The organism is bacterium (genome assembly GCA_021372515.1).
Lineage (GTDB): Bacteria > Gemmatimonadota > Glassbacteria > GWA2-58-10 > GWA2-58-10 > JAJFUG01.
On record JAJFUG010000045.1, the window covers coordinates 1 to 21,016 of the forward strand.

A 21,016-nucleotide genomic window follows, 5' to 3' on the forward strand; every position below is an offset into this window, starting at 1 on the left:
GGGTCAAAGCCAAACCCCGTGCGGCTGACAGGCCGCCGGCTGTTGCCTTTGGGGGCCGCACCTGTCTGAGCCTCCCGCCAGGGTAGCGTTTAATTGAGCGAGAAACGGCCGGGGCTGTAATTGCCGCACGGTTCGGCGGCGATTCGCGGCAGCGCCGCCGCTGCAACGCGGGAGCGGAATTAAGACTCCGTAAACACTTAAGATTGACGCAGAGTCTCGGTTTGGACGAGTTTGCGGCCCCCGCTGGCTTTGCTGCTTTGACCGAAACCAAAGCAGAAATGAGACGGTCAGCTTCAAACTGCAAGTTCCTAACCGGACATTGCTGATTCGGCGAAGAAGACAAAAGGTTTCCAAGCCTGTTACCATAGCTGAGACAATTAAACAGAAATCCAGGGCGCAGGACAGTTCCATGCGCCGTATGGGCTGCGGCGCGCGGGAGCTGACCGCGCCGGGCCTCTCCCCTCCACCCTTTTCGACAGTCGGACAGACATGGACACGCAGACCTGCATTGCCGGCATCGATGTCGGCGGAACGACTATCACCAGCGGACTGATCAGTCCGCGGGGCGAGCTGCTCGATCATTTCACCCGTCCCACCGAGAGCCAGCTCGGCCCGGACCGGGCGATGGAGAATATCCTGGCCTCGATCCGCGACATAATTGCCCGGGCCGGCAGCCGTCGCGTGCTGGGAATCGGACTGGGCACTCCCGGAGCGATCGATGTCCAGCGCGGGCTGGTGATGTACTGCGCGCCCAATATCCCCAACTGGACCGGCCGCCAGATCAAGGAGCCGATCGAGAAGACGTTCGGGCTGCCGACTTTCGTGGACAACGACGCCAAGTGCGCGGTGATGGGCGAGGCCACTTTCGGGGCCGGCGCCGGGCTGAGGCACGTGTTCGTGGTCACCCTGGGCACTGGGATCGGCGGCGGCGTGGTGCTGAATAAGCGTATCCACCGTGGGGCCAATTACTGCGCCGGCGAGATCGGCCACGCCGTGGTGCAGATCGGCGGACGGCGCTGCCCCTGCGGCATCGAGGGCCACCTGGAGGCCTACCTTTCCTCCAAGGGCATCGTGGGCCAGGTGCGCGAGGCCGTGGCCACCGGTCGCTCCACCCGGCTGACCGAGTCCGCGGGCCGCGACCTGGAGCGCCTGACCGCCAAGATGGTGCTGGATGCCTCCCGCGAGGGCGAGCCCCTGGCCCGCGAGGTGATCGACCTGTCCTGCCACTACATGGGCATGGCCCTGGCGCATTTCGCCATGGTGTTCGACCCCGAGACCATGGTCCTGAGCGGCGGGATCGCCCAGGCTTGGGATGTGATTTTCGAGCCCATCCAGAACGCCTACGAGCGCTACCTTTTCTACCGTCAGCTCCGCATGGCCCCCATCGTGCCCGCGCGACTGGGGTTCGAGGCCGGGATGGTGGGAGCGGCGGCGATGGCGCTGGTCGAGCTGGAGCTGGACAAACAGAGCTGAGAGCACGCCCGGAATCAGTTCCGGGCTTACGGGTGAACAGGACGGAGAACCGGACCGGAAGCATGAAAAAAGTGTTTGCCTTCGATTTCGATGGAGTGCTGAGCGAAAGCCTTCTTGAAGCGTATCTCATCACCTGGCGCATCAGCGGCGCCGTACTGCCGGAGCTGGCCTCCTCCGAGCCCCGGCCCGACCTGGAGTCGATCCAAGTCTTCCGCGACAGCCACAAGGCGCACTGGGAGCATTTCTCGGCCCTGGTGCCGTTCGGCAACCGTTGCGAGGATTATCTGGTGATTCAGTCCGCGGTGCACGAGAACCGCCGCCTGGCGACCCAGGCTGAGTTCGACGGCTACCGTCGACGGTTCGAGCCCTGGCTGGAGGCATTCCACGCCGAGTTCTACCGTGAACGCTACGCGCTGACCGCGGCCGACCAGTCGCGCTGGCTGGCACTCAACGCGGCCTATCCCGGCATCCCGGAGGCCCTGGCCGCACTGAGCGGTCGTTTCGACCTGGCGATTGCCACGAGCAAGGACGGGCGCTCGGTGAACGCGCTTCTGGCCACCTACGGGGTGGAGCGCTTTTTCCGTCCGGGGTCGCTGGTGGACAAGAGCGCCGGCGAGTCCAAGCGCGCCCATCTGGCCGCCCTGCGCGGCATCTTCGGCGTGGAATATCACGACATTTTCTTCATCGACGACAAGGTCAGCCACCTGATCGACTGCGACGGCCTGGGGGTGCGCTGTTTCCTGGCCGGCTGGGGCTACAACGGCCTTGCCGAGCGCCGCGAGGCTGCCGCGCGGGGGTTCCAGGTGCTGGACGTGCCGGCCCTGGCCGCGATCGAGCCCTGACCGGCGCACCTGAATTCAGTGGTCACTCCATCCGTGTCCCCCAACCGATAGCTGTGCGAAAAATCGCCGGGACGGGTCATCAACCCGCCCCGGCTTTGTTTCGCCGGGCCTGCTCCCAGCGGACCGCGAGTGAGTCCTTCCGATAGAAGCGTCTTTCCGCAATAAAGCAGAACCAATCAGTCAACATTTCACTGAAACCCCACGCGGCCCTTTCCGTCCAATGGCTGCCACAATGGCATACCGCAAGGATGTGGATTTATTTCGAAAATATTTGACAGAATAAAAAGCCCTATTTATATTGTGACCCATCAGTCACTTTTCAGGAGGAAAACAAGCATGCCAAGTGAGACTTTCGAGAAACTGGATTCAAAGAAGAAAGCCCGGATACTTCAGAGCGCGCTGGATTGTTTCTCGCAGCACGGCTACACCAAGACCAGCATGGACATGATCGCGGAAAAGGCCGAAATCGCCAAAGGCGCGCTGTACAGGTATTTTGAGGGCAAGAAGGACCTTTACCTCATGTTGGTGGACAACTTGGTCAACGAGATCGACCAGTACGTCCAGAAGTTCCTGGAGGAGCACCGCAACCACGATGCGTTCTCCACATTGCGTGACCACCTGGTCTCGATTTACACCCTGGAGGGACGCTTCGCCGTTCACAACAATGTCCTCTGCAACGTGCTCTACCAGGAGCATCTGGACTTCAAGGGCGAGGTGCTGGCCAAGTTCGGACGGCTGAGCACCTACTACACGCGCCTGGTCCTTCAGCGCGGCATCGCCCGCGGCGAGATACGAGAGGACATCGACCTGGACGCTGCGGCGTTCATGATCGACAGCGTGATGGACCGTTTTCACGACGGGGTGCTGATGGAGTTCATGGACCACGGCTTCGGCCTGTTCCGCCAGCCCCAGGAAATCATCAACCGCAAGGCCTCGCAGATGGTGAAAGCCTTCCGCCAGGCTTTCGGTAAACCGGAAGCCGCGGTAAGCAGCGTACACAACGTAGCCTGATGAAACAAGTAGATTCAAGCCTCGAAAAGAATCGAACCGGAAGAAGGAGAATGACAGTATCCATGAAAATCGTACCGGCAGGAGCATACAGGCGTTTCGCCGCGATGACGGCCGCCACGGCCCTGCTCGCCGCGGGCGGGCTATCCGCCATGAGCCTGGGCGAGGCGGTCGGTTACGCCCTGGAACACAACCGCGATATCCAGACCGTCAGGGAAAAAATCAACGAGCGCTACGGGCAGGTGCTGGAGGCCCGGGCGGACGCGCTGCCGCAACTGGACCTCAGCGCCGACGGCTACCGGGTGCGCGACCCGGGGTTCCTCAACAGCACATTCGGCCAGGAGCTGCTCAAGGGCGGCGGCGGCGATATGGGGGGCATGGATTTCCCGATCGACGCGATCATGCCCAAGCCGCAGACATTCTATGGCCTCAGCCTGACTTTCTCGCAGCCCATATTCACCTGGGGCAAAGTCAGCAATGCGGTGAAAATAGCCAAGATGGGCATCCAGGATGTCAACCTGGAGCTGGAGACCAAGCGCCAGGACGTGGCCCTGCAGGTTACGGAGGCCTACTACAACGCGCTCCTGGCCGAGGAAACGATCACCATGTACGAAAAGTCCCTCGAGGTGCAGAAGCGCTACCTCAAACAGACCACGGACTATTTCGACCTGGGGGATGCCACCCGGCTGGATGTCCTGCGGGCTGAGGCGGCCCTGGCCGCCACCCGTCCCGACCTGCTCCAGGCCCGTCACGACCTGGCCCAGGCCAAGAAAAACTTGAACTACCGGCTCGGCCGCGGCCTGGATGAGACTGTGGACACCGTGCCGGTGGATTTCGACGGCTCGTTCGAGGTGCCGCCCCTGGACAGCGTGGTGACTGTATCGCTGAACCAGCGAACCGACCTGCACCAGCTCAACGTCCAGGTGGACATGCTCAGCCGCACGGTCAACGTGTTCAAGGCCGACATGCGGCCGCGGGTGGACCTGGACGGCAATTTCGGCTATTCGACCATCCGGCGGCAGGACCTTCTGGACCGCAACTTCGAGGCCTGGCGAGTGGCCCTGACCGTAAAGGTGCCGGTGTTCGACGGCCTGCGCAACCGCGGCCAGGTGAACCAGTACCGCTCCCAGAAGAGCCAGCGCGAGATTCAGAGCCACGACCTGAGCGAGCGTATCCGCCTGGACGCCCTTCAGGCCACGGATGCCTGCGGCGCCGCACTGGAGGTCTACCAGTCGCGCCAGGTGTCGCTTCAGAGCGCCGAGGAGGAGGAACGGGTCACGGCGGACAATTTCGAGCAGGGACTGGCCACTGTCTACGAGCTGCTCGACTCAAACCGCCGGGTGATCGAGGCGCGCAAGAATTACATCCAGGCGCGCTACACCCTGCTCCAGGAAATCGCCTCCCTCAAGCGGGTGATGGGAGTACCGGCGGATCACTTGTTCGAGATCAAGGGTTGAAACCATGAACAGAGAATACAGAAACAAACCGCACCACATTCCTGAAAGAAACGGGGTTGGAACGATGAGACGTACGATTCTTGCCGGCGCCCTGGCCGCTCTGGCGGTCCTGGCGCTGCTATGCGGCTGCTCCAAGGGCCAGGCCGAAAACGACCAATCCAAGGCCCCGCTGGAGCAGGTCCGCCTGACCAACGTGGAGGTCGAGGTCCTGCATCCCACCGACCTGCCGGAGTACCTGGAGCTGAGCGGGGCCACCGAGGCCCGCCACGACATCGTGATCTCCAGCGAGCAGGGCGGCACTGTGCAGCAGCTCCTGGTGGACCGGGGCGACCGGGTGAGCCAGGGCCAGGTGCTGGCGCGGGTCAACGCCGACATCTACGAGGCCAGGCTCGCCGAGGCCCAGGCCAACCTGAGGCTCAAGGACGCCGCGCTGAAAAAGGCCCTGGCCCTGTTCGAGCGCAGCAGCATCACCTCGATGCAGAAGCTTCAGGCCCAGGTGGAATACGATGTGGCCGCTGCCGGAGTCAAGACCGCCGAGAGCTACCTGGACCGCGCCGTTGTGCGTGCTCCGTTCAGCGGGCTGATCGACGACCGCTTCGTGGACCCGGGCGAGATGGTCGCCCCGGGCGGCCAGCTTTTCCACTTGGTGGACTGTTCCAGCCTGAAAATAAAGAGCGAGTTCGCCGAGAAGGACGTGGTCACGTTCAAGCCCGGAATAACCGCGGAGGTGGTTTTCGACGCGTTCCCGGACTCGATGTTCCACGCCCAGCTTTCCTATGTAGCCGCCAGCGCGCAGAGCGCCAGCCGGACATTCCCCTGCGAGTTTATCCTGAGTAACCCCTCGGGTCAGGTGCGCGGTGGGATGTACGCCCGGGTGCGGGTGCTCAAGATCGTGCACCGCGGCGTGCTCGTGTTGCCGCAGAGCGCCCTGGTGGAAACCGAGGACGGCCGCAGTGTGTTCGTGATGGAGGGCGACGCCGCCCGCCGTCAGCCGGTCAGGCCGGGCGCCTCGAACAGCGGCCTGGTGGTTATAGACGAGGGTCTCAAATCCGAGGAGGCGGTGGTTGTCACCGGCAACCGCGAGCTGGTGGACGGACAGAAAGTGAAAGTGACCGGGAGAAAGGACTGAGCCCAAGATGAATATTACGGAAATAGCTCTGAAAAACCGTCTGAGCACCTTCGTGCTGATGTTCATCATCATCGTGCTCGGGTTCCAGAGCTATATCAAACTGCCCAAGGAATCCTCGCCGGACATCAAGATTCCTTATATCATCGTCTCCACGCCCTATTTCGGCGTCTCGCCCGAGGACATGGAGAACCTGGTCACCCGGCCTATCGAGCGCAAGCTCAAGGGCCTGGCGGATGTGAAAGAGATCCGCTCCACCAGCCAGGAAAGCTTCTCGACCGTGATCATCGAGTTCGTGGCCGGCACGGATGTGGACGCGGCTCTGCAGAAGGTGCGCGAGAAAGTCGACCTGGCCAAGCCCGACCTGCCCAAGGACGCCGAGGACCCGGTGCTGTCCGAGATCAATTTCTCCGACCTGCCGATCATGATCCTCAACATCTCGGGCAAGATGGGGCTGGTGGGGCTCAAGCAGATCGCCGAGGACCTGAAGGACGAGATCGAGACTATCCCCGGCGTGCTGAACGTGAACATCACCGGCGGCCTGACCCGCGAGGTGCAGGTCAACGTGGACCCGCAGCGCCTGCGCTACTACAACCTCGGGGTGCAGGACGTGATCGACGCCGTGCAGAACGAGCACCTGAACACCCCCGGCGGCTCGATCGACCTGGGGACCACCAAGTACCTGGTGCGCGTGCCGGGCGAGTTCGTCGTGCCCGAGAACATGAAGAACATCGTGGTCAAGGTCGAGGGCGGACGGCCCATTTTCATGCGCGACCTGGCCCAGGTGGTCTACTCGTTCAAGGAGCGTGACTCGATCAGCCGTCTGAACGGGGAGGAAACCGTCTCGCTGGCCATCACCAAGCGCTCCGGCTCCAACCTGATCGAGATCGCCGACCGGGTCAAGGGCCAGATCGATACAATGAAGAAAAAGCTGCCCGTCGGCGTGGAGATGAGCGTCACCGGCGATCAGTCCACCGATATCCGCAAGATGGTCAAGGAACTGGAGAACAACATCATCAGCGGCCTGGTGCTGGTCGTGCTGGTGCTGCTGGTGGTGATGGGCACGCGCAACGCGTTCCTGGTGGGCACGGCCATTCCGCTGTCGATGCTGCTGACTTTCCTGGTGCTCAGGATAATGGGCGAAACCATGAACATGGTGGTGCTGTTCTCGCTCATCCTGGCGGTGGGCATGCTGGTGGACAACGCCATCGTGATCGTGGAAAACATCTACCGTCACCACCAGGAAGGCAAGACAATACCCCAGGCCTCCCTGGCGGCGACCAACGAAGTGGCCATCCCGGTGGCCACCAGCACCCTGACCACGGTGGTGGCGTTCGCGCCGCTGCTGTTCTGGCCTGGGATCGTGGGTGAGTTCATGTACTACCTGCCGCTCACGGTAATCATCTCGCTCACGGCCAGCTTGTTCGTGGCCCTGGTGTTCAACCCGGCGATCTGCTCGCGGTTCATGAAACCCAGCCAGGAGCACCGGGTGATCGAGGCCAGCGAACAGAACCTGGGATTGGTGTTGCGCTCGTACCTGCGTTTCCTGCGCGCGGCGATGAAACGGCCTCTGCTCACGTTCTCCGCCTCGCTGGGGCTGCTGATCGCGGTGGCGATGCTCTACGGAGTGTTCGGCCACGGGGTGGAGTTCTTCCCGGACACGGACCCGAACAAGGTCTACGTGGATGTGAACGCCCCCAGCGGGACGAACCTCGAAACCAGCGACAAGATGGTGCGCCAGGTGGAGCAGGTGGTGAAAGTCCTGCCCGACATCAAAAACTGTGTTGCCAACGTGGGCAGCCAGGGCTCGGACATCAATTTCTCGTTCGGCGGCGGTACACCCAACAAGAGCCGCGTGATGGTGGACATGCAGGATTTCGATGACCGCACCCAGAACAGCCGCCTGACCCGCGATCAGTTGCGGGAGAAACTGACCGGCATCACCGGCGCGGACATTGAGGTGAATCAGGAGGAGAACGGCCCGCCGACCGGCGACCCGATCAACATCGAGATTTCGGGTGAGGATTACGAGGTCCTGGGACGGCAGGCCAAGGCAATCCGCGAGCAGATACGCGACGTGGCGGGCGTGGTGGACATCAAGGACGATTACGACGCTGCGCTGCCCGAGATACGGGTGACCGTGGACCGCGAGAAAGCCGCCCTGCTCGGCCTGACCACCAAGGACGTGGCCGAGACGGTCCGCACGGCGATCAACGGGACCGAGGCCAGCAAGTACCGCATCGGTGAGGATGAGTACGACATCACCGTGCGCTACGCCAAGGAATCCCGCTCCAGCGTGGAGGACCTCCAGCGGGTCAACGTTTTCTACGAGGGCGAGCAGATACCGCTGCCCAACATCGCCCGGATCGAAAGCTCCTCCGGCGTGGGCACGATCCAGCACAAGGACCTCAAGCGCGTGGTGACTGTCAGCGCCAAGGTGGACGGCCGCAACGAGAACGCCGCCCTGCACGAGTGCATGGACAAGCTGGCCAAGTACAATCTGCCGACCGGCTACTTCATCGAGTTCACCGGCCAGAACGAGGAACAGAACGAGAGCCAGGAATTCCTGACCCAGACTTTCTTCGTGGCCCTGTTCCTGATCGCCCTGGTGCTGATCAGCCAGTTCAACTCGCTGGTGCTGCCGCTGATCATCATGTTCTCGGTCATCCTGTCGCTGATCGGAGTGCTGATCGGGCTGATGGTGACCGGGACCTCGTTCGGCATCATCATGACCGGCCTGGGGGTGATCTCGCTGGCCGGGGTGGTGGTGAACAACGCCATCGTGCTGATCGACTACGTCCAGCAGCTTCGCCACCGCGGCATGGATAAGGTTGAGGCCGTGATCACCGCGGGTCTGGTGCGTTTCCGGCCGGTCATGCTGACCGCGATAACCACCGTGCTGGGACTGGTGCCCCTGGCCACCGGAATCGGGTTCAATTTCATCGATTTCAAGTGGGAGATCGGCGGCGAGAGCAGCCAGTGGTGGGGCCCGATGGCCATTGCCGTGATCTTCGGCCTGACTTTCGCCACGTTGCTCACCCTGGTCTACGTGCCGGTGATGTACAAGCTCCTGACCGATTTCACCGACCGCCTGGGCTTCAAGCCGGCCTACCTGCGTAAATTCGAGTACGATCTGGACCCGAAGACGGAAAGCGGGAATTGACCGCACAGCCTGTCGACGAGTGGAGATAAAACGTAGGGGAGGGTTTGAAATCCTCCCCTACGTTCGTTTGGAGAGGTTTTCAGCCCGGCAGGCCGCGTTCCAGCTCGCGGCGGGTCTTGAGGTAGCGCCGCCGCAGGCTGTCCAGCTCGAAGTCACTTAGGTTGTCCCGCACCTGGCGGATCTGCGCTGCCACAGACTCCAGCTCGTCGCGCGAGCCGGCACGGGTCAGGCGCTCGTGGAAAGCCAGGCAACGCTGGCTCAACGGCGGCTGGGTCAGGCGTGCCACCTGGTGGAAAGTGCGGCGGTGGATCGGGCAGGAGCCGAGCTGGCGCAGGGCAGCCTCGTGGTCAGGCGTGCAGTAGCCCTTGTGGCGGGCGAAACCGTAGCCCGGGTACTGGCTGTCGTACTGTTTCATCAGGCGGTCCCGGGTGACCTTGGCCACCACCGAGGCCGCGGCGATTGACAGGCATTTGGCGTCCCCGCCGATCACCGCCTCCTGCGGGCAACCCAGGCGCAGCACCATCGGGCCGTCCACCAGCACGGCGTGCACGGGGAGCCCGCCCAGGGCCTTCACCGCCAGGTACATGGCCTTGAGGCTGGCCTGATGGATGTTCAGGCGGTCGATCTCGTCGCTCTCGACCTGCCCCACCCCCACCGCAGCCGCGCGAGCATGGATCAGGTCGAAAAGCTCCTCGCGCCGGGCCTCGTCCAATTGCTTGGAGTCGCGCGCGGGCGGATAGTCGCACCCCGGCGGGAACACCACCGCCGCGGCCACTACCGGCCCGGCCAGCGGCCCGCGTCCGGCCTCATCCACCCCGGCCACGTTCGTGAGGCCCCGGGCGTGGAACGAGTGTTCCAGCTCCAGCATGCGCGCCTGTTCCGCCTCATGCCGCCGCCGCCGCTCCCGCCGGGCAGTCGCCGCCGCGGCCAGGGCACGCACCCCGGCGCGGCTGTCGCGGCTCAGGGCCTCGATCAGGCTGTCATCCACCTGCTCCTGCGCGCCCAGCCAGTCGCGGATCGCGGCCAGGCTCAAATCCGAAAAATCCATAATCCGCCCATCGATGTTATCCCACGTAGGGGCGGACCCATGTGTCCGCCCGGGCGCACACGCGGGTGCGCCCCTACAACAACCGGAAGCTCATCGGGTATAGCATCTTTCCACCGGCGCGGCCCCCAGTGGCCGCCCTCACGGCATCGAGGGCAGGCACAGGGGCCTGCCCCTACAGTAACAAGACATTCTACCGGCCCGATACACAATTTGAAAACAAAAAGGGCGTCTGGCAAGAGTGCCGCGAACGCCCTTCTGAATCTCGGATTCGAGAACCGGCTCTACTGGATGTTGCGCTCCGTGATACGGGCCGCCTTACCGGTCAGCTTGCGCAGGTAGTAGAGCTTGGCCCGGCGCACTTTACCGCGGCGCACCACCTCCAGGCCCTCCACGATCGGGCTGTGCAGCGGGAAAATACGCTCCACGCCCACACCGCCGGAAATCTTGCGCACGGTGAAAGTCTCGTTGATCCCGCCGCCGCGGCGGCCGATCACCACGCCCTCGAACACCTGGATGCGCTCCTTGTTGCCCTCGCGGACCCAGGTGCGCACCCGGATCGTGTCTCCGGGACCGAACTCCGGGATGGCCTCAGGTTTCTTGAGGAACTCTTTCTCGATCTCGGTGAATTTGTTCATATGACCCTCGTTGCTCTTTCCGGCGCCCGGCCGGTACAGTGATTGGCTTTATTTCATGTCCACCGACCAGACCCAGCGGGGCGGTCGAACTGTCTTTCAATATTCACACAATATACATTCGGCGCAAGGGTAAAAACAGTAACGCTCAACAGTCTCTATGTCAATAAAATCGCTGCGCGCTCAATCCTCGGCCAGCAGGTCAGGCCGTCGCTCGCGGGTCAGGCGCAGGGCCTCGGCCTGACGCCAGGCCTCGATCCGGGCATGGTCGCCGCTGGTCAGCACTTCCGGCACTTTCAGGCCGCGGTAATCGGCGGGACGGGTGTACTGGGGCGCGCCCAGCAGGTTTTCGAAGAACGAGTCCTCAGTGGCCGAGCCGAAATCGCCCAGCGCGCCCGGGATCAGCCGCACCACCGCGTCCAGGATCAACGCCGCGGCCGGTTCGCCGCCGGTCAGGACATAGTCGCCCACCCGCACCTCCTGGTCCACCAGGTGCACGGCCACGCGCTCGTCCACATCCTTATAGTGCCCGCAGACCAGGACCAGACGGTCGAGCAGCGAGAAGCGCTCGGCCAGGCGCTGATCGAACCTTTCGCCGCGCGCCGAGAGCAGCACCACCCGGGTCTTTTCCCGGTCCTGCGGCTCCTCGCCGCGGCAGTATTCCACCGCGTCGAACACCGGGTCGGGCCGGATCACCATGCCCGAGCCGCCACCGTATGGGTAATCATCCACGGTGCCGTGACGGTCCACGGCGAAATCGCGCAACTGCACCGTGCGGTAAGCCACCAGGCCCTCCCGCGCGGCACGGGCCGGAATGCTCAGTCCCAGCACACCCTGGAAATAATCCGGGAACAGGGTCACAATGTCGATCCGGAGCATACGCCTTCTCTCCCAGGACAGGGCTGTCTCAGAGTTCCTCGAGCCCCTCCGGCAACCGCACGGTCAGGCGATTTGCCTCCAGGTCCACCGCAAGCACGAACTCGGCCACCATCGGGACCATGAAACTGCGCCCATCCGGACGCTTGATCTCCAGCAGGTCCTGGCCGGGCATCTCCATCACACTCTCCACCCGCCCGGCCGGGCTGCCGTCCTGCCGCACCACCTCCAGCCCGATCAGCTCGTGGTGGTACCAGGCGTCGTCCTCGGTCTCAGCCGCCTCGGTCGAGTCGATGAACAGCCCCCAGCCACGCATGGCCTCGGCCCGGTCGAGGTCGGTCACCCCCTCGAAACAGACCAGGAAACCCTGGCGGTAGGGGCGCACGCTCTCGATACTGAGCGGCTTTAGCGCGTTCTCGCGCGGCCCGGCCAGGAGCACAGCCCCGGGGACAAACCGCAGGTCGGGGCGCTCGGTCAGGCAGATTATGCCCAGCTCACCGCGCACGCCGTGCGGCTTGACTATCTGTCCGACCTGCAGGAAGAGACGACTGTCCATGGCCCGTTTACCGTCCAACCGCTCTTATTCCTGGGGCGCGGCCGGCGCCTCGGGAGCCGGGGCCTCAGCCGCGGGGGTCTCAGCCGCGGGAGCCTCGGCTACAGCCGGGGCCGCAGCCGGGGCGGCTTCTTCCTTCTTGGCCTTGCTCTTGGCAGCGGGCTTTTCGGGCTTGGGCGCGGCGGGCGCAGGAGCGGCGCCTTTTTCGACCTTCTGCCCGGTCTTCATCTCGTGCCAGCGCGCCAGGATTCCGGCATCACGAAGGATACTGCCCACGGTGTCGGACAGCGTGGCGCCGTTTTTGAGCCAGCCGAAAATCTTTTCCTCTTCCAGCTTGACCTTGGGCGGCTGGGTCATCGGATTGTAGTAGCCCACGAACTCGACGAATCTGCCGTCCCGCTTGACGCGGGAATCGACAACCGCCAGACGGTAGGAGGGGCTTTTTTTCTTCCCCATCCGGCGCAGCCTGATACGAACCGACATGGATATTCCTCCGAGGGTTTATGTTAGGTGCCTTGGTCTGAATTCAGCGTAATAGATTGGAAATCCGGCGGCCCGACATCCCGCCGCCACGGCCGCGGGAGAACAGGCCCATCTGCTTCATCATCTTGCGCATCTGGTCGAACTGCTTGAGGAGCTGGTTCACGTCCTGGATCGTCACCCCGCTGCCCTCGGCCACACGGCGCTTGCGGCTTGTGTTGAGCAGGTCGGGCTCGCGGCGCTCCTGGGGCGTCATCGAGTTGATTATCCCCTCCATGCGGCGGAAACGGTCGTTGTCCACCTCGGTGTTGCGCAGCATCTTGCTGCTCACTCCGGGGATCAGCTTGAGGATACTCTCGAACGAGCCCATGTTCTTCATCTGCTTGAGGGTGACCAGGAAATCCTCCAGGTCCATGTCGCCGCGCCGGAGGACTTTCTTCTCCAGCTTCTCGGCGACCTCCATGTCCATCTTCTCCTCGGCCTTCTCGACCAGGGAGACTATGTCACCCATCTGCAGCAGGCGCGAGACCATGCGGTCGGGGTGGAACACCTCCAGGGCGTCCATCTTCTCGCCCACGCCGATCAGCTTGATCGGCACCTTGGTCACGCCGTAGATCGAGAGGGCCGCGCCGCCGCGGGCGTCACCATCCAGCTTGGTGACTATAAGGCCGGTCAGGCCCAGGTCGCCGTTGAAAGTCTCGGCCACCGAGACCGCGTCCTGCCCGGTCATGCCGTCCACCACCAGCAGGATTTCATCCGGCCGCACGTGTTTCTTGATCTCGACCAGCTCGTCCATCATCTCGCGGTCGATATGCAGCCGACCGGCGGTGTCGATCAGCACTGTGTCGGCCTTGAGCTTGGAGGCCTCGGCCAGCCCGTCCTTGATGATCGAGGTCACCTTGCGGCCGGCCGGGTCATCCACCCCGTGCACCGGGACATCGATGTCGCGGCCGAGGGTTCGCAGTTGGTCCACCGCGGCGGGACGGTAGATGTCGGCGGCGATGAGCATGGGACGGCGGCCCTGGCCCTTGAGCTGCAGGGCCAGCTTTCCGGCGGTGGTGGTCTTGCCCGAGCCCTGAAGGCCGCAGAGCATGTAGACCGTGGTCACGCCCGAGCCGCGCTGAAGGGGCTTGGTCGAGCCGCCCAGCATCTCCACCAGCTCGTCGTGCACGATCTTGACCATCATCTGGCCGGGGGAGACGCTCTTGATGACCTCACGCCCCAGGGCTTTCTGCTCGACCCGCTTCAGGAAATCCTGGACCAGGCGGTAGTTGACATCCGCCTCCAGCATGACCTTGCGAATCTCGCCCAGGCTCTCGCGGATCGTCTCCTCGTTCAGGACAACCCGGCCGCCGAGGCGCCGGATTACCCCTTCCAACCGTTCGCCAAGCTCTTCGAACATCGATCCGAACCCTTTCCGTTTTCCGGCGTCCTCGTGGGAATCTCACAGTCCCGTAAACGCACAAAACCGCATTCGGCGCGAAATCCAACCGCTTTCGCGCCGCGCGGAGAGATTGTCTTGATAAAAGTTAGAATTTAATCTACAATTCACTATAAATCAATATTTTCGTGCAGCTCTGCAATGACTGTCCCCACCCCGGGCTCTCAGGGGGCCGTGCCCGAGACCACCACGTCCACCGCCGCGCCGGAGTTGACAATCGCCCGCTCCAGCGGGGCCTGATCCAGCACCCGTCCGGCCGGAATGAAACTGTTCTGCTGGTACGAGACCCGTCCCAGGCGCAGCCCGGCCGCGTTGAGGGTGCTTTCGGCCTCCTGCAGCGGCTTGTCGATCAAGGACGGCACGCGCAACTGCTCCACCCCGTCGCTCACTGTGAGCTCAACCGCTCCGCCCCAGGGCAGCGGACTGCCCTCGGCCGGCTGGACCTCGATCACCCGGTCGCGGGCCACGCGGGAGTCGGGCCTGCGGTGCACCGCGGCCACCTTGAGCATCCCCCGCTCGATAAGTATCTGGGCCTGGCGCAGGGTCAGGCCGCCCACCGGCGGCACGGTGACAGTCTCGGGTCCCAGGCTTGACAGCACGTACACCTGCCGGCCCCGCTTGACCATTGCCCCGGCCTCCGGGTCCTGTTTCATGATATGCGAGGCCGGCACGCTGGCGTGGTAGGTCTCGCCCTGTACGATCAGCTCCAGGCCCTGCCCGCGGCAGAGCGAGCGGCCCTCATCCAGGGACATCCCCTCAAGCTTCGGCACCTCCACCTCCTCCTTGCCCCCCGTGATCTGGGGCAGGATCACCTGGTCGAGTATGAACAGGCCGAGGAAGAATGAGAAAACCGCAGTCAGGGTGTAGACCAGAAACGAGCGCAATCTGCCTTTCACGATGAGCACTCCAGAGAAAAATAATAAAGACCGCCGCTCATTGTTGCCTGAGCAGCCGCGCCCCGAAAACCCCGTCGATCCCGTGACTCTGGGGCCGGGTCTCCAGAAAACCCTCGGCCGAGACCACCGCAGCGGGCAGGAACCCATGCGCATCCTGAAGGCTGAAATCACCCCGCGCGCGCAGAAACGCGTTCACCACAGCCCGGTTCTCTTCCGGCTCCAGCGAGCAGGTGGCGTAGAGCAGCACGCCGCCCGGACGCACGACCTCGGCGGCCGCGGCCAGGATCGCCCCCTGAAGAGCGGGCAGGCTCACCAGATCGTCCGGTGCCAGGCGCCAGCGCAGGTCGGGCTTTCGCCGGATCACCCCGGTGCCGCTGCACGGGACATCGCACAGCACCGTATCGGCCGGCCGGAACGGCGGATGCAGCGCCTCGGCCTCCACAGCGAAAACATTTCCGGCTTTCAGACGTTCTATGTTCCGCCGCAGCACACCCAGGCGCACCGGGGCTGGCTCGGCCGCGGCTATGGTCGCGCCGGGGCCTGCCAGCTCTGCCAGGTGCGTGGATTTGCCGCCCGGTGCTGCGCAGAGGTCGAGCACGGTCGCCCCGGCTGCGGGCGCGGCCAGACGGCTCACCAGCATGGCGGCCTCATCCTGCACGTAGAACAGGCCCTCCGCGTAGCCTGGCAGCCGGACCGGGTTGGCCCCGGACTCCAGGCTCAGGGCCTCCGGGGCGTAAGCTCCGGGACTGAACTGAATTCCCTCGCCGCGTAACAGATCCTCCAGCGCGGACTGTCTCCCGGCGCCCTCCGCAGTGGCGTGCGCGCGCAGGGTCAGGGGCGCGGGACGGTTCAGCGCCTCCAGCAGGCGCACTGTCTCATCCGGGCCGTAACGGTCCAGCCAGCGTCCGACCAGCCATTCCGGGAACGAGTGCCGCACGGACAGCGCCCGCACCGGCTCGCTTTCCAGGCTGGGCAGCGGCACGCTGTCCGCCTCGCGGATGAAACGCCGCAGCACGGCGTTGACCAGCTTGTGGTGACGGCCGCCCTCGATCCGCTTGGCCAGCTCCACCGACTCGCTGACCACGGCCCAGTCCGGGACCCGGTCGAGCCAGCGCAACTGGAAAACGGCCGTGCGCAGAAGGTTCAGGACGCCGGTGGGGAGGACGGACAGATCCTGATGCAGAAAATGCCCCAGGTAAAAGTCGATGGCGCCCCGCATGCGGAGCGTTCCGGCCGCTATCCCGGCGGCCAGGGCGCGGTCGCGCTCATCCAGGGGCCGCAGGGCGGACTCCCGCGCGGCCTCATCCCATTTCTGGCGCGACAGGAGCCTCAGCGCAGCCTCGCGCGGGCCCCAGGCCGGGCGGCTGTCCGGACGGACCACGGCGTCAGGCGGTGTCTCCCTCCGTGGCAGTGGCTGTTCTCTGGAGGGCATCGACTCTCAGATCCGGCTGAATTAAAACTTCATATTGAAATCCAAAGAAGTGTTTCTTAAATTAGAATATACGCCCGGCAAGGTCAAGAGTGACGGTCTGTCAGCGGCTTGGAGAAGAGCGATGTCCCTGGAAACTGGAACCCTAACACCAGGAATGACCCCGCGTAAAAGGGTGGAAAAATACAAAGGGACAGTGTTCCTGGCCGAAAGCGGCCGGGTGGCGTTCATGCGCGAGTCCTTGCAGGGTCTGGGGTTCTTCCTGCGCGGGCTGCTGGACTCCGAGGCCGGTGGGGCCGTGCCCGAGCCGGCGATTTTCATCCTCGACTCGGCCGGCTGGAGCGCCCAGAAAGACGAGATCAACGCTTTCATCTCCGCCAGCCACTACCGCAGGCCGGTGATCCTGATCGATGACGGAGATTACGGCGACAGCATGCCGGAGTATGTCTGCGCCCTGCTGAACGAGCGGTTCACCGAGCGCCAGATGCTGGTGGCCGTGCGCGAGGCGTTCCGCAACGCCAGCCTTAACCGCGAGATCGAGCTCTTGCGCGGCACCCTGGACAGCGGACACAGCGACCTGCAGAAACTGATCGAGATCGGAATCTCGCTCTCCAGCGAGCGCAACATCGACCGCCTGATGGACAAAATCCTAGAAGAGGCCTGCAACGTGACCACGGCCGACGCCGGGAGCATCTACATCATCGACGCCAACGACAGCGGCGAGAGTGTCCTGCGTTTCCGCAACACGCGGGGCAACTCGATCAAGACCGATTTCAAGGAGTTCTCGATCCCGATCGGGCCCGACTCTATCGCCGGTTACGTGGCCCTGACCGGTGAGTCACTTATCCTGGACGACTGCTACCATATCCCCCGCCAGTACCATTTCTCGATCAACCGCTCGTTCGACGAGAGCAACAACTACCGTACCAAGAGCATGCTGGCCGTGGCCATGCGCAACCAGAAAGACGAAATCACCGGGGTGATCCAGCTGATCAACCGCAAGCCGAGGATCGACCTGCTGCTCTCCGGCCCGCAGGTGGCCGAGGCGCAGGTGATACCGTTCGACGAGCGCTCGCGCAGCCTGATCGGCGCCCTGGCCTCGCAGGCTGCGGTGGCCCTGGAAAACTACCGTCTGTACCAGGAGATAGAAAAGCTGTTCGAGGGTTTTGTCCAGGCCTCGGTCACGGCGATTGAATCCCGAGACCCGACCACCTGCGGCCACAGCGAGCGAGTGGCCACCCTGACCGTGGGGATCGCCGAGCTGGTCAACCGCACCGGCGCCGGGCGGCTGCGCGAGGTGCGTTTCAGCGAGAACCAGATCAAGGAAATACGCTACGCCAGCCTGTTGCACGATTTCGGTAAGGTCGGGGTGCGCGAGCACGTGCTGCTCAAGGCCAAAAAGCTGTACCCTCAGCACCTGGAGCTGATCAAGAAGCGTTTCGACATCGCGCGCCAGATTTTCCGCAAGGAAACCAACCGCAACAAGATGGAGCTGTTGCTCGAGGCCGGGCGGGAGGCTTTCCTGTCCAGTTTCGGCGAGGTGGACGCGGCCCTGGCGGCCAGGATCGCCCTGCTGGACGAGTACCTGCAGCAGATAATCACAGCCAACGAGCCAACTGTGCTGGTGGAGGAAAATTTCTCCCGGCTGGAGGAGATCGCCCACACGGTGATCTCGGACGCGGACGAGGGGCCGCTGCCGTTGCTCGTGCCGGAGGAGCACCGAGTGCTCACGATCCCCAAAGGCTCGCTCACCCCGGAGGAGCGCCACGAGATCGAATCGCACGTGACCCACTCGTTCAATTTCCTGACCAAGATACCCTGGACGAGCGAGTTGAAGAACATCCCCGAGATCGCCCACGGCCACCACGAGAAGCTGGACGGCAGCGGCTACCCGCTGGGAATCAGCGCCGACCGTATCTGCTTTCAGACCCGCATGATGACCATCTCGGACATCTACGACGCCCTGACCGCCACGGACAGACCCTACAAGCCGGCCATGCCGCCTGAGAAAGCCCTCAGCATCCTGAGCTGGGAGGTCGGTGAGGGCAAGATCGACCCGGACCTGTTCAAGGTATTCAGTGAGGGCCGGGTCTGGGAGCTGACCAGCAACCATCAGGCCTGACCGGCTTACCCTCCCCGATTACAATCCTGACAACCGCGGCTTATTTCCGGAAAAGGTCATCCAGCTTTTTGCGCGCCTGCCCCGGGTTTGGCCCGACCTGTCCGGCCGGACCGCCGCCGCCGCCCTCGCGCGGGCGGAACCAGTCGCAGAAATTGGCTTTGGCCCGGTCGGGGACCCATTCGGACTGCGGCTCGCGGCACTCGTTGTGCGCGTTGCGGTCGTGCAGCGCGCAGTTGAGGCAGGCGTGCAGGGGCCGCCCGCAACCCGGGCACATATCGCCCCGGAACACCTTGTCCGCCACCTGGACATCCCGCCCGCAGCCATGACAGATCATTCCCGCCTCCTTTATGGCGCTTGCCGTGTCGACAGCATATCTCTTGACAAAGAAACCTCGAACCGTGCGGGGCATGGCGCGGCGTGCCCTTGCGCCGATCCGATGGTTTGAAGCGCCGGTGTGCTTTTCATGTAGGGTCGCACCCATGTGTGCGACCGGGCGGACACATGGGTCCGCCCCTACATCTGCCGGCTGAACGTATTAGCCGATACGTGTCAATCAGATAAAGCTCAGATCGATTTCACACCCATGCTAACAATATCATCCACCCGCACAGTCTCGCGGGTGAGGAAAGGCTCGCCGTAGAGCGCGCGTATCTGCGAGCCGTAGTGCAGGGCGTGGGTCCGCAGAAGCTCGAACAGCGGCTGGCCGTTGGGGAACAGCTCCCCCGCCTCGACCCGTCCCTCGAACTGGCTGGCGAAACATTGCACAGCCTGGAGCTTGCGCTCGAACTGGGCGCTGATGTCCACCACGAAAGTCGGCTTGCCGCCGTGCTCGATGAAGCTCAAGGGGTGGAGGATCTTTTCCGGCCGGACCGGCTCGCCCTCGCCGGGGACATTTTTCAGCCCGGCCAGGAAAGCCGCGGCCCGGCCGAGGCTGGCGGCGGTCTCGTGGTCGGGGTGACGGCTGCGCCAGTGGGGCAGGATCAGCACCCGCGGCCCCAGGCGTCTGATTGCGCGGGCCAGGACAAGGCGCGAGTCCTGGTCATCCTGAAGAGCGGCATCCGGCAGGCCAAGATTCTCCCGCACCGCCAGCCCCATCACCTCCGAGGCCGCCTCGGCCTCGCGGCGGCGCAGAGCGGAATCCCCACGGGTCCCGGTCTCCCCTCCGGTCAGATCGAGCACTCCCACCCGGTAGCCGGCATCCGCCATGCGGATCAGGGTCCCGCCGCAGGTCAGCTCGGCGTCATCCGGGTGGGCCACCACGGCCAGAACATCGAGAGATTTGGTCACCCGGCTCTCCTTGACTTAAAGTAGTTTAACATGTCCGGTTCGTAATTCCTGATTCAGATCAACAATACACACTGGCTACCGCTACGCAATCACGAGCTTTCGGCCTCCGTCAGCCCCAGCTCGGCGGCCACGATCCGCCAGAACCGCTCCCGGCCGTGTGTTTCCTTCCAAGGCGCGTGGCCGCAACGGTCAAGCTCGTACCAGCGCAAATCCTTGACCTGCCCGCGGATCGGGCCGATTACCCCCTCGAGCGGAGTCGGGTCGTAGGCGCCGTGAAGCACCCGGACCGGCCGGGCGATATCCGGCGCTATTTTCACAAAGAAACCCTCCTGCCGCAACTGCGCCCCCTCGGCCCATACGCTGGCGTACTGGCCGCTGTCCACCCGGACCAGCTCGTCCGAGTTTTCCGGCGAGTCCTCCACCGAAAAGTTGTCCGCGCGCTCGGCCAGCGCGCCCAGCCGGGCGAGCAGCCCGTTATGCGCCTCGCCCCGCGACTCCGGCAGAGTCTTGACGATCCGGAGATACTCCTCCCGCTCCACCTGCTCCAGGCGGGCCAGCCGCCGCCGGGTCATCTGTTCGGCGTAGCGCGCCTCGAACGCCCCGGAGCCGATCAGAAAAATTTTTTCCACCAGCTCCGGGCGGCTGTAGGCCAGCAGCCAGGCCAGCCAAGCGCCCCAGGAGTGGCCGAACACCACCGCAGGCCAGGCTGCGTGCTCCCGTATCTGGCCGGCCAGTTCCTCGACCTGGCCCCACACGCTCACCGCACTCTGCAGCGGCTCGACTGTCCCCAGCCAGCGGGCCAGCCCGGCGGCCAGCGTTGAAGCGCTACCCGGCGCCCCCGGCCCACCGTGCACCGCCACAGCCCGGTACGGCGGCGTTCCGTGAAACCGGCAACCGCTCACACCCTCACCCTCGCTCCAAGTAATATCATCCAAATGAGATACATCTTTTCATTTTCGTCCCGGCGTAGCGGCACACTCCGGCCGCGCCCCCTTATTCTACTGCCGGTACGCCTCCATTGCAAGAATTGAGGCAGCTCCGAGGCTTACTGAACATTATTTTGTAAGGGTTTTCTTGACAACCGGCAAAGCCCGGAGTACAATTATACTGTACCTTGATGTCCAGATTAACAAGGGCATTTGCAAGTAACACACTCGCATAATTTCCGTTAAAACTCTGGTGC

General features: G+C 63.8%; 17 protein-coding genes and 1 pseudogene. 7 read left to right on the forward strand and 11 right to left on the reverse strand.

Going from position 1 to position 21,016, the window contains the following annotated elements; all coding sequences use genetic code 11:
• The first annotated feature begins 489 nt into the window (after nucleotides 1-489).
• From LLH00_04240 to LLH00_04265, 6 genes are all read left to right on the forward strand, one after another.
• Nucleotides 490-1,473: an ROK family protein gene (locus tag LLH00_04240; protein MCE5270473.1), complete on the forward strand. Its 984-nt coding sequence runs from the start codon at nucleotides 490-492 to the stop codon at nucleotides 1,471-1,473.
• Nucleotides 1,474-1,535: 62 nt separating this feature from the next.
• Nucleotides 1,536-2,315, forward strand: a complete 780-nt coding sequence (locus tag LLH00_04245) for an HAD family hydrolase (GenBank protein ID MCE5270474.1) — start codon at nucleotides 1,536-1,538, stop codon at nucleotides 2,313-2,315.
• Nucleotides 2,316-2,651: 336 nt separating this feature from the next.
• On the forward strand, nucleotides 2,652-3,326 hold the full coding sequence (locus LLH00_04250) for a TetR/AcrR family transcriptional regulator (protein ID MCE5270475.1): 675 nt from the start codon (nucleotides 2,652-2,654) through the stop codon (nucleotides 3,324-3,326).
• A gap of 62 nt (nucleotides 3,327-3,388) precedes the next feature.
• Nucleotides 3,389-4,780 (forward strand): TolC family protein, encoded by a 1,392-nt coding sequence (locus tag LLH00_04255; GenBank protein ID MCE5270476.1) that lies wholly within the window; start codon nucleotides 3,389-3,391, stop codon nucleotides 4,778-4,780.
• A 64-nt stretch (nucleotides 4,781-4,844) separates the two neighbouring features.
• The gene (locus tag LLH00_04260; GenBank protein ID MCE5270477.1) at nucleotides 4,845-5,909 is read left to right on the forward strand and encodes an efflux RND transporter periplasmic adaptor subunit; all 1,065 of its coding nucleotides are present in this window, start codon (nucleotides 4,845-4,847) and stop codon (nucleotides 5,907-5,909) included.
• Nucleotides 5,910-5,916: 7 nt separating this feature from the next.
• Nucleotides 5,917-9,069, forward strand: coding sequence for an efflux RND transporter permease subunit (locus LLH00_04265; protein MCE5270478.1), 3,153 nt, complete (start codon nucleotides 5,917-5,919; stop codon nucleotides 9,067-9,069).
• A 79-nt stretch (nucleotides 9,070-9,148) separates the two neighbouring features.
• Here LLH00_04265 and LLH00_04270 read toward each other — a convergent pair whose 3' ends face one another.
• From LLH00_04270 to rsmB, 8 genes and pseudogenes are all read right to left on the reverse strand, one after another.
• Nucleotides 9,149-10,117, reverse strand: coding sequence for a ribonuclease HII (locus LLH00_04270; GenBank protein MCE5270479.1), 969 nt, complete (start codon nucleotides 10,115-10,117; stop codon nucleotides 9,149-9,151).
• Between the two features lie 281 nt (nucleotides 10,118-10,398).
• Nucleotides 10,399-10,752, reverse strand: coding sequence for a 50S ribosomal protein L19 (gene rplS / locus LLH00_04275; protein ID MCE5270480.1), 354 nt, complete (start codon nucleotides 10,750-10,752; stop codon nucleotides 10,399-10,401).
• 180 nt (nucleotides 10,753-10,932) lie between these two features.
• A complete protein-coding gene (gene trmD / locus LLH00_04280) occupies nucleotides 10,933-11,628 on the reverse strand; it encodes a tRNA (guanosine(37)-N1)-methyltransferase TrmD (protein MCE5270481.1) in 696 nt (231 codons plus the stop codon).
• 28 nt (nucleotides 11,629-11,656) lie between these two features.
• Complete coding sequence (gene rimM, locus LLH00_04285; GenBank protein MCE5270482.1) at nucleotides 11,657-12,181, reverse strand: ribosome maturation factor RimM; 525 nt, start codon at nucleotides 12,179-12,181, stop codon at nucleotides 11,657-11,659.
• Between the two features lie 210 nt (nucleotides 12,182-12,391).
• Nucleotides 12,392-12,661 (reverse strand): annotated as a pseudogene (gene rpsP, locus LLH00_04290) (30S ribosomal protein S16).
• Nucleotides 12,662-12,704: 43 nt separating this feature from the next.
• On the reverse strand, nucleotides 12,705-14,060 hold the full coding sequence (gene ffh / locus LLH00_04295; GenBank protein ID MCE5270483.1) for a signal recognition particle protein: 1,356 nt from the start codon (nucleotides 14,058-14,060) through the stop codon (nucleotides 12,705-12,707).
• 203 nt (nucleotides 14,061-14,263) lie between these two features.
• Nucleotides 14,264-14,995, reverse strand: coding sequence for a PASTA domain-containing protein (locus LLH00_04300; protein ID MCE5270484.1), 732 nt, complete (start codon nucleotides 14,993-14,995; stop codon nucleotides 14,264-14,266).
• Between the two features lie 37 nt (nucleotides 14,996-15,032).
• Entirely contained in the window at nucleotides 15,033-16,427 is a 1,395-nt protein-coding gene (rsmB, locus tag LLH00_04305) for a 16S rRNA (cytosine(967)-C(5))-methyltransferase RsmB (GenBank protein MCE5270485.1), read from the reverse strand.
• Between the two features lie 172 nt (nucleotides 16,428-16,599).
• Between rsmB and LLH00_04310 the strand changes: the two genes are divergently transcribed.
• On the forward strand, nucleotides 16,600-18,546 hold the full coding sequence (locus LLH00_04310) for a GAF domain-containing protein (GenBank protein MCE5270486.1): 1,947 nt from the start codon (nucleotides 16,600-16,602) through the stop codon (nucleotides 18,544-18,546).
• Between the two features lie 40 nt (nucleotides 18,547-18,586).
• Here the strand turns inward: LLH00_04310 and LLH00_04315 are convergent, their stop codons facing one another.
• The 3 genes from LLH00_04315 to LLH00_04325 all read right to left on the reverse strand — a co-directional run bounded on the left by LLH00_04315 (nucleotide 18,587) and on the right by LLH00_04325 (nucleotide 20,768).
• The gene (locus tag LLH00_04315) at nucleotides 18,587-18,880 is read right to left on the reverse strand and encodes a hypothetical protein (GenBank protein MCE5270487.1); all 294 of its coding nucleotides are present in this window, start codon (nucleotides 18,878-18,880) and stop codon (nucleotides 18,587-18,589) included.
• A gap of 230 nt (nucleotides 18,881-19,110) precedes the next feature.
• Entirely contained in the window at nucleotides 19,111-19,833 is a 723-nt protein-coding gene (bshB1, locus tag LLH00_04320; GenBank protein ID MCE5270488.1) for a bacillithiol biosynthesis deacetylase BshB1, read from the reverse strand.
• An 89-nt stretch (nucleotides 19,834-19,922) separates the two neighbouring features.
• Nucleotides 19,923-20,768, reverse strand: coding sequence for an alpha/beta hydrolase (locus LLH00_04325; GenBank protein ID MCE5270489.1), 846 nt, complete (start codon nucleotides 20,766-20,768; stop codon nucleotides 19,923-19,925).
• Nucleotides 20,769-21,016: the final 248 nt, after the last annotated feature.

What these genes read in the sequence shown, in the direction of transcription:
- LLH00_04240 (MCE5270473.1), top strand. Translation starts at nt 490, where the DNA reads ATGGACACGCAGACCTGCATTGCCGGCATCGATGTCGGCGGAACGACT.
- LLH00_04245 (MCE5270474.1), top strand. Translation starts at nt 1,536, where the DNA reads ATGAAAAAAGTGTTTGCCTTCGATTTCGATGGAGTGCTGAGCGAAAGC.
- LLH00_04250 (MCE5270475.1), top strand. Translation starts at nt 2,652, where the DNA reads ATGCCAAGTGAGACTTTCGAGAAACTGGATTCAAAGAAGAAAGCCCGG.
- LLH00_04255 (MCE5270476.1), top strand. Translation starts at nt 3,389, where the DNA reads ATGAAAATCGTACCGGCAGGAGCATACAGGCGTTTCGCCGCGATGACG.
- LLH00_04260 (MCE5270477.1), top strand. Translation starts at nt 4,845, where the DNA reads ATGAGACGTACGATTCTTGCCGGCGCCCTGGCCGCTCTGGCGGTCCTG.
- LLH00_04265 (MCE5270478.1), top strand. Translation starts at nt 5,917, where the DNA reads ATGAATATTACGGAAATAGCTCTGAAAAACCGTCTGAGCACCTTCGTG.
- LLH00_04270 (MCE5270479.1), bottom strand. Translation starts at nt 10,117, where the DNA reads ATGGATTTTTCGGATTTGAGCCTGGCCGCGATCCGCGACTGGCTGGGC.
- rplS (MCE5270480.1), bottom strand. Translation starts at nt 10,752, where the DNA reads ATGAACAAATTCACCGAGATCGAGAAAGAGTTCCTCAAGAAACCTGAG.
- trmD (MCE5270481.1), bottom strand. Translation starts at nt 11,628, where the DNA reads ATGCTCCGGATCGACATTGTGACCCTGTTCCCGGATTATTTCCAGGGT.
- rimM (MCE5270482.1), bottom strand. Translation starts at nt 12,181, where the DNA reads ATGGACAGTCGTCTCTTCCTGCAGGTCGGACAGATAGTCAAGCCGCAC.
- ffh (MCE5270483.1), bottom strand. Translation starts at nt 14,060, where the DNA reads ATGTTCGAAGAGCTTGGCGAACGGTTGGAAGGGGTAATCCGGCGCCTC.
- rsmB (MCE5270485.1), bottom strand. Translation starts at nt 16,427, where the DNA reads ATGCCCTCCAGAGAACAGCCACTGCCACGGAGGGAGACACCGCCTGAC.
- LLH00_04315 (MCE5270487.1), bottom strand. Translation starts at nt 18,880, where the DNA reads ATGATCTGTCATGGCTGCGGGCGGGATGTCCAGGTGGCGGACAAGGTG.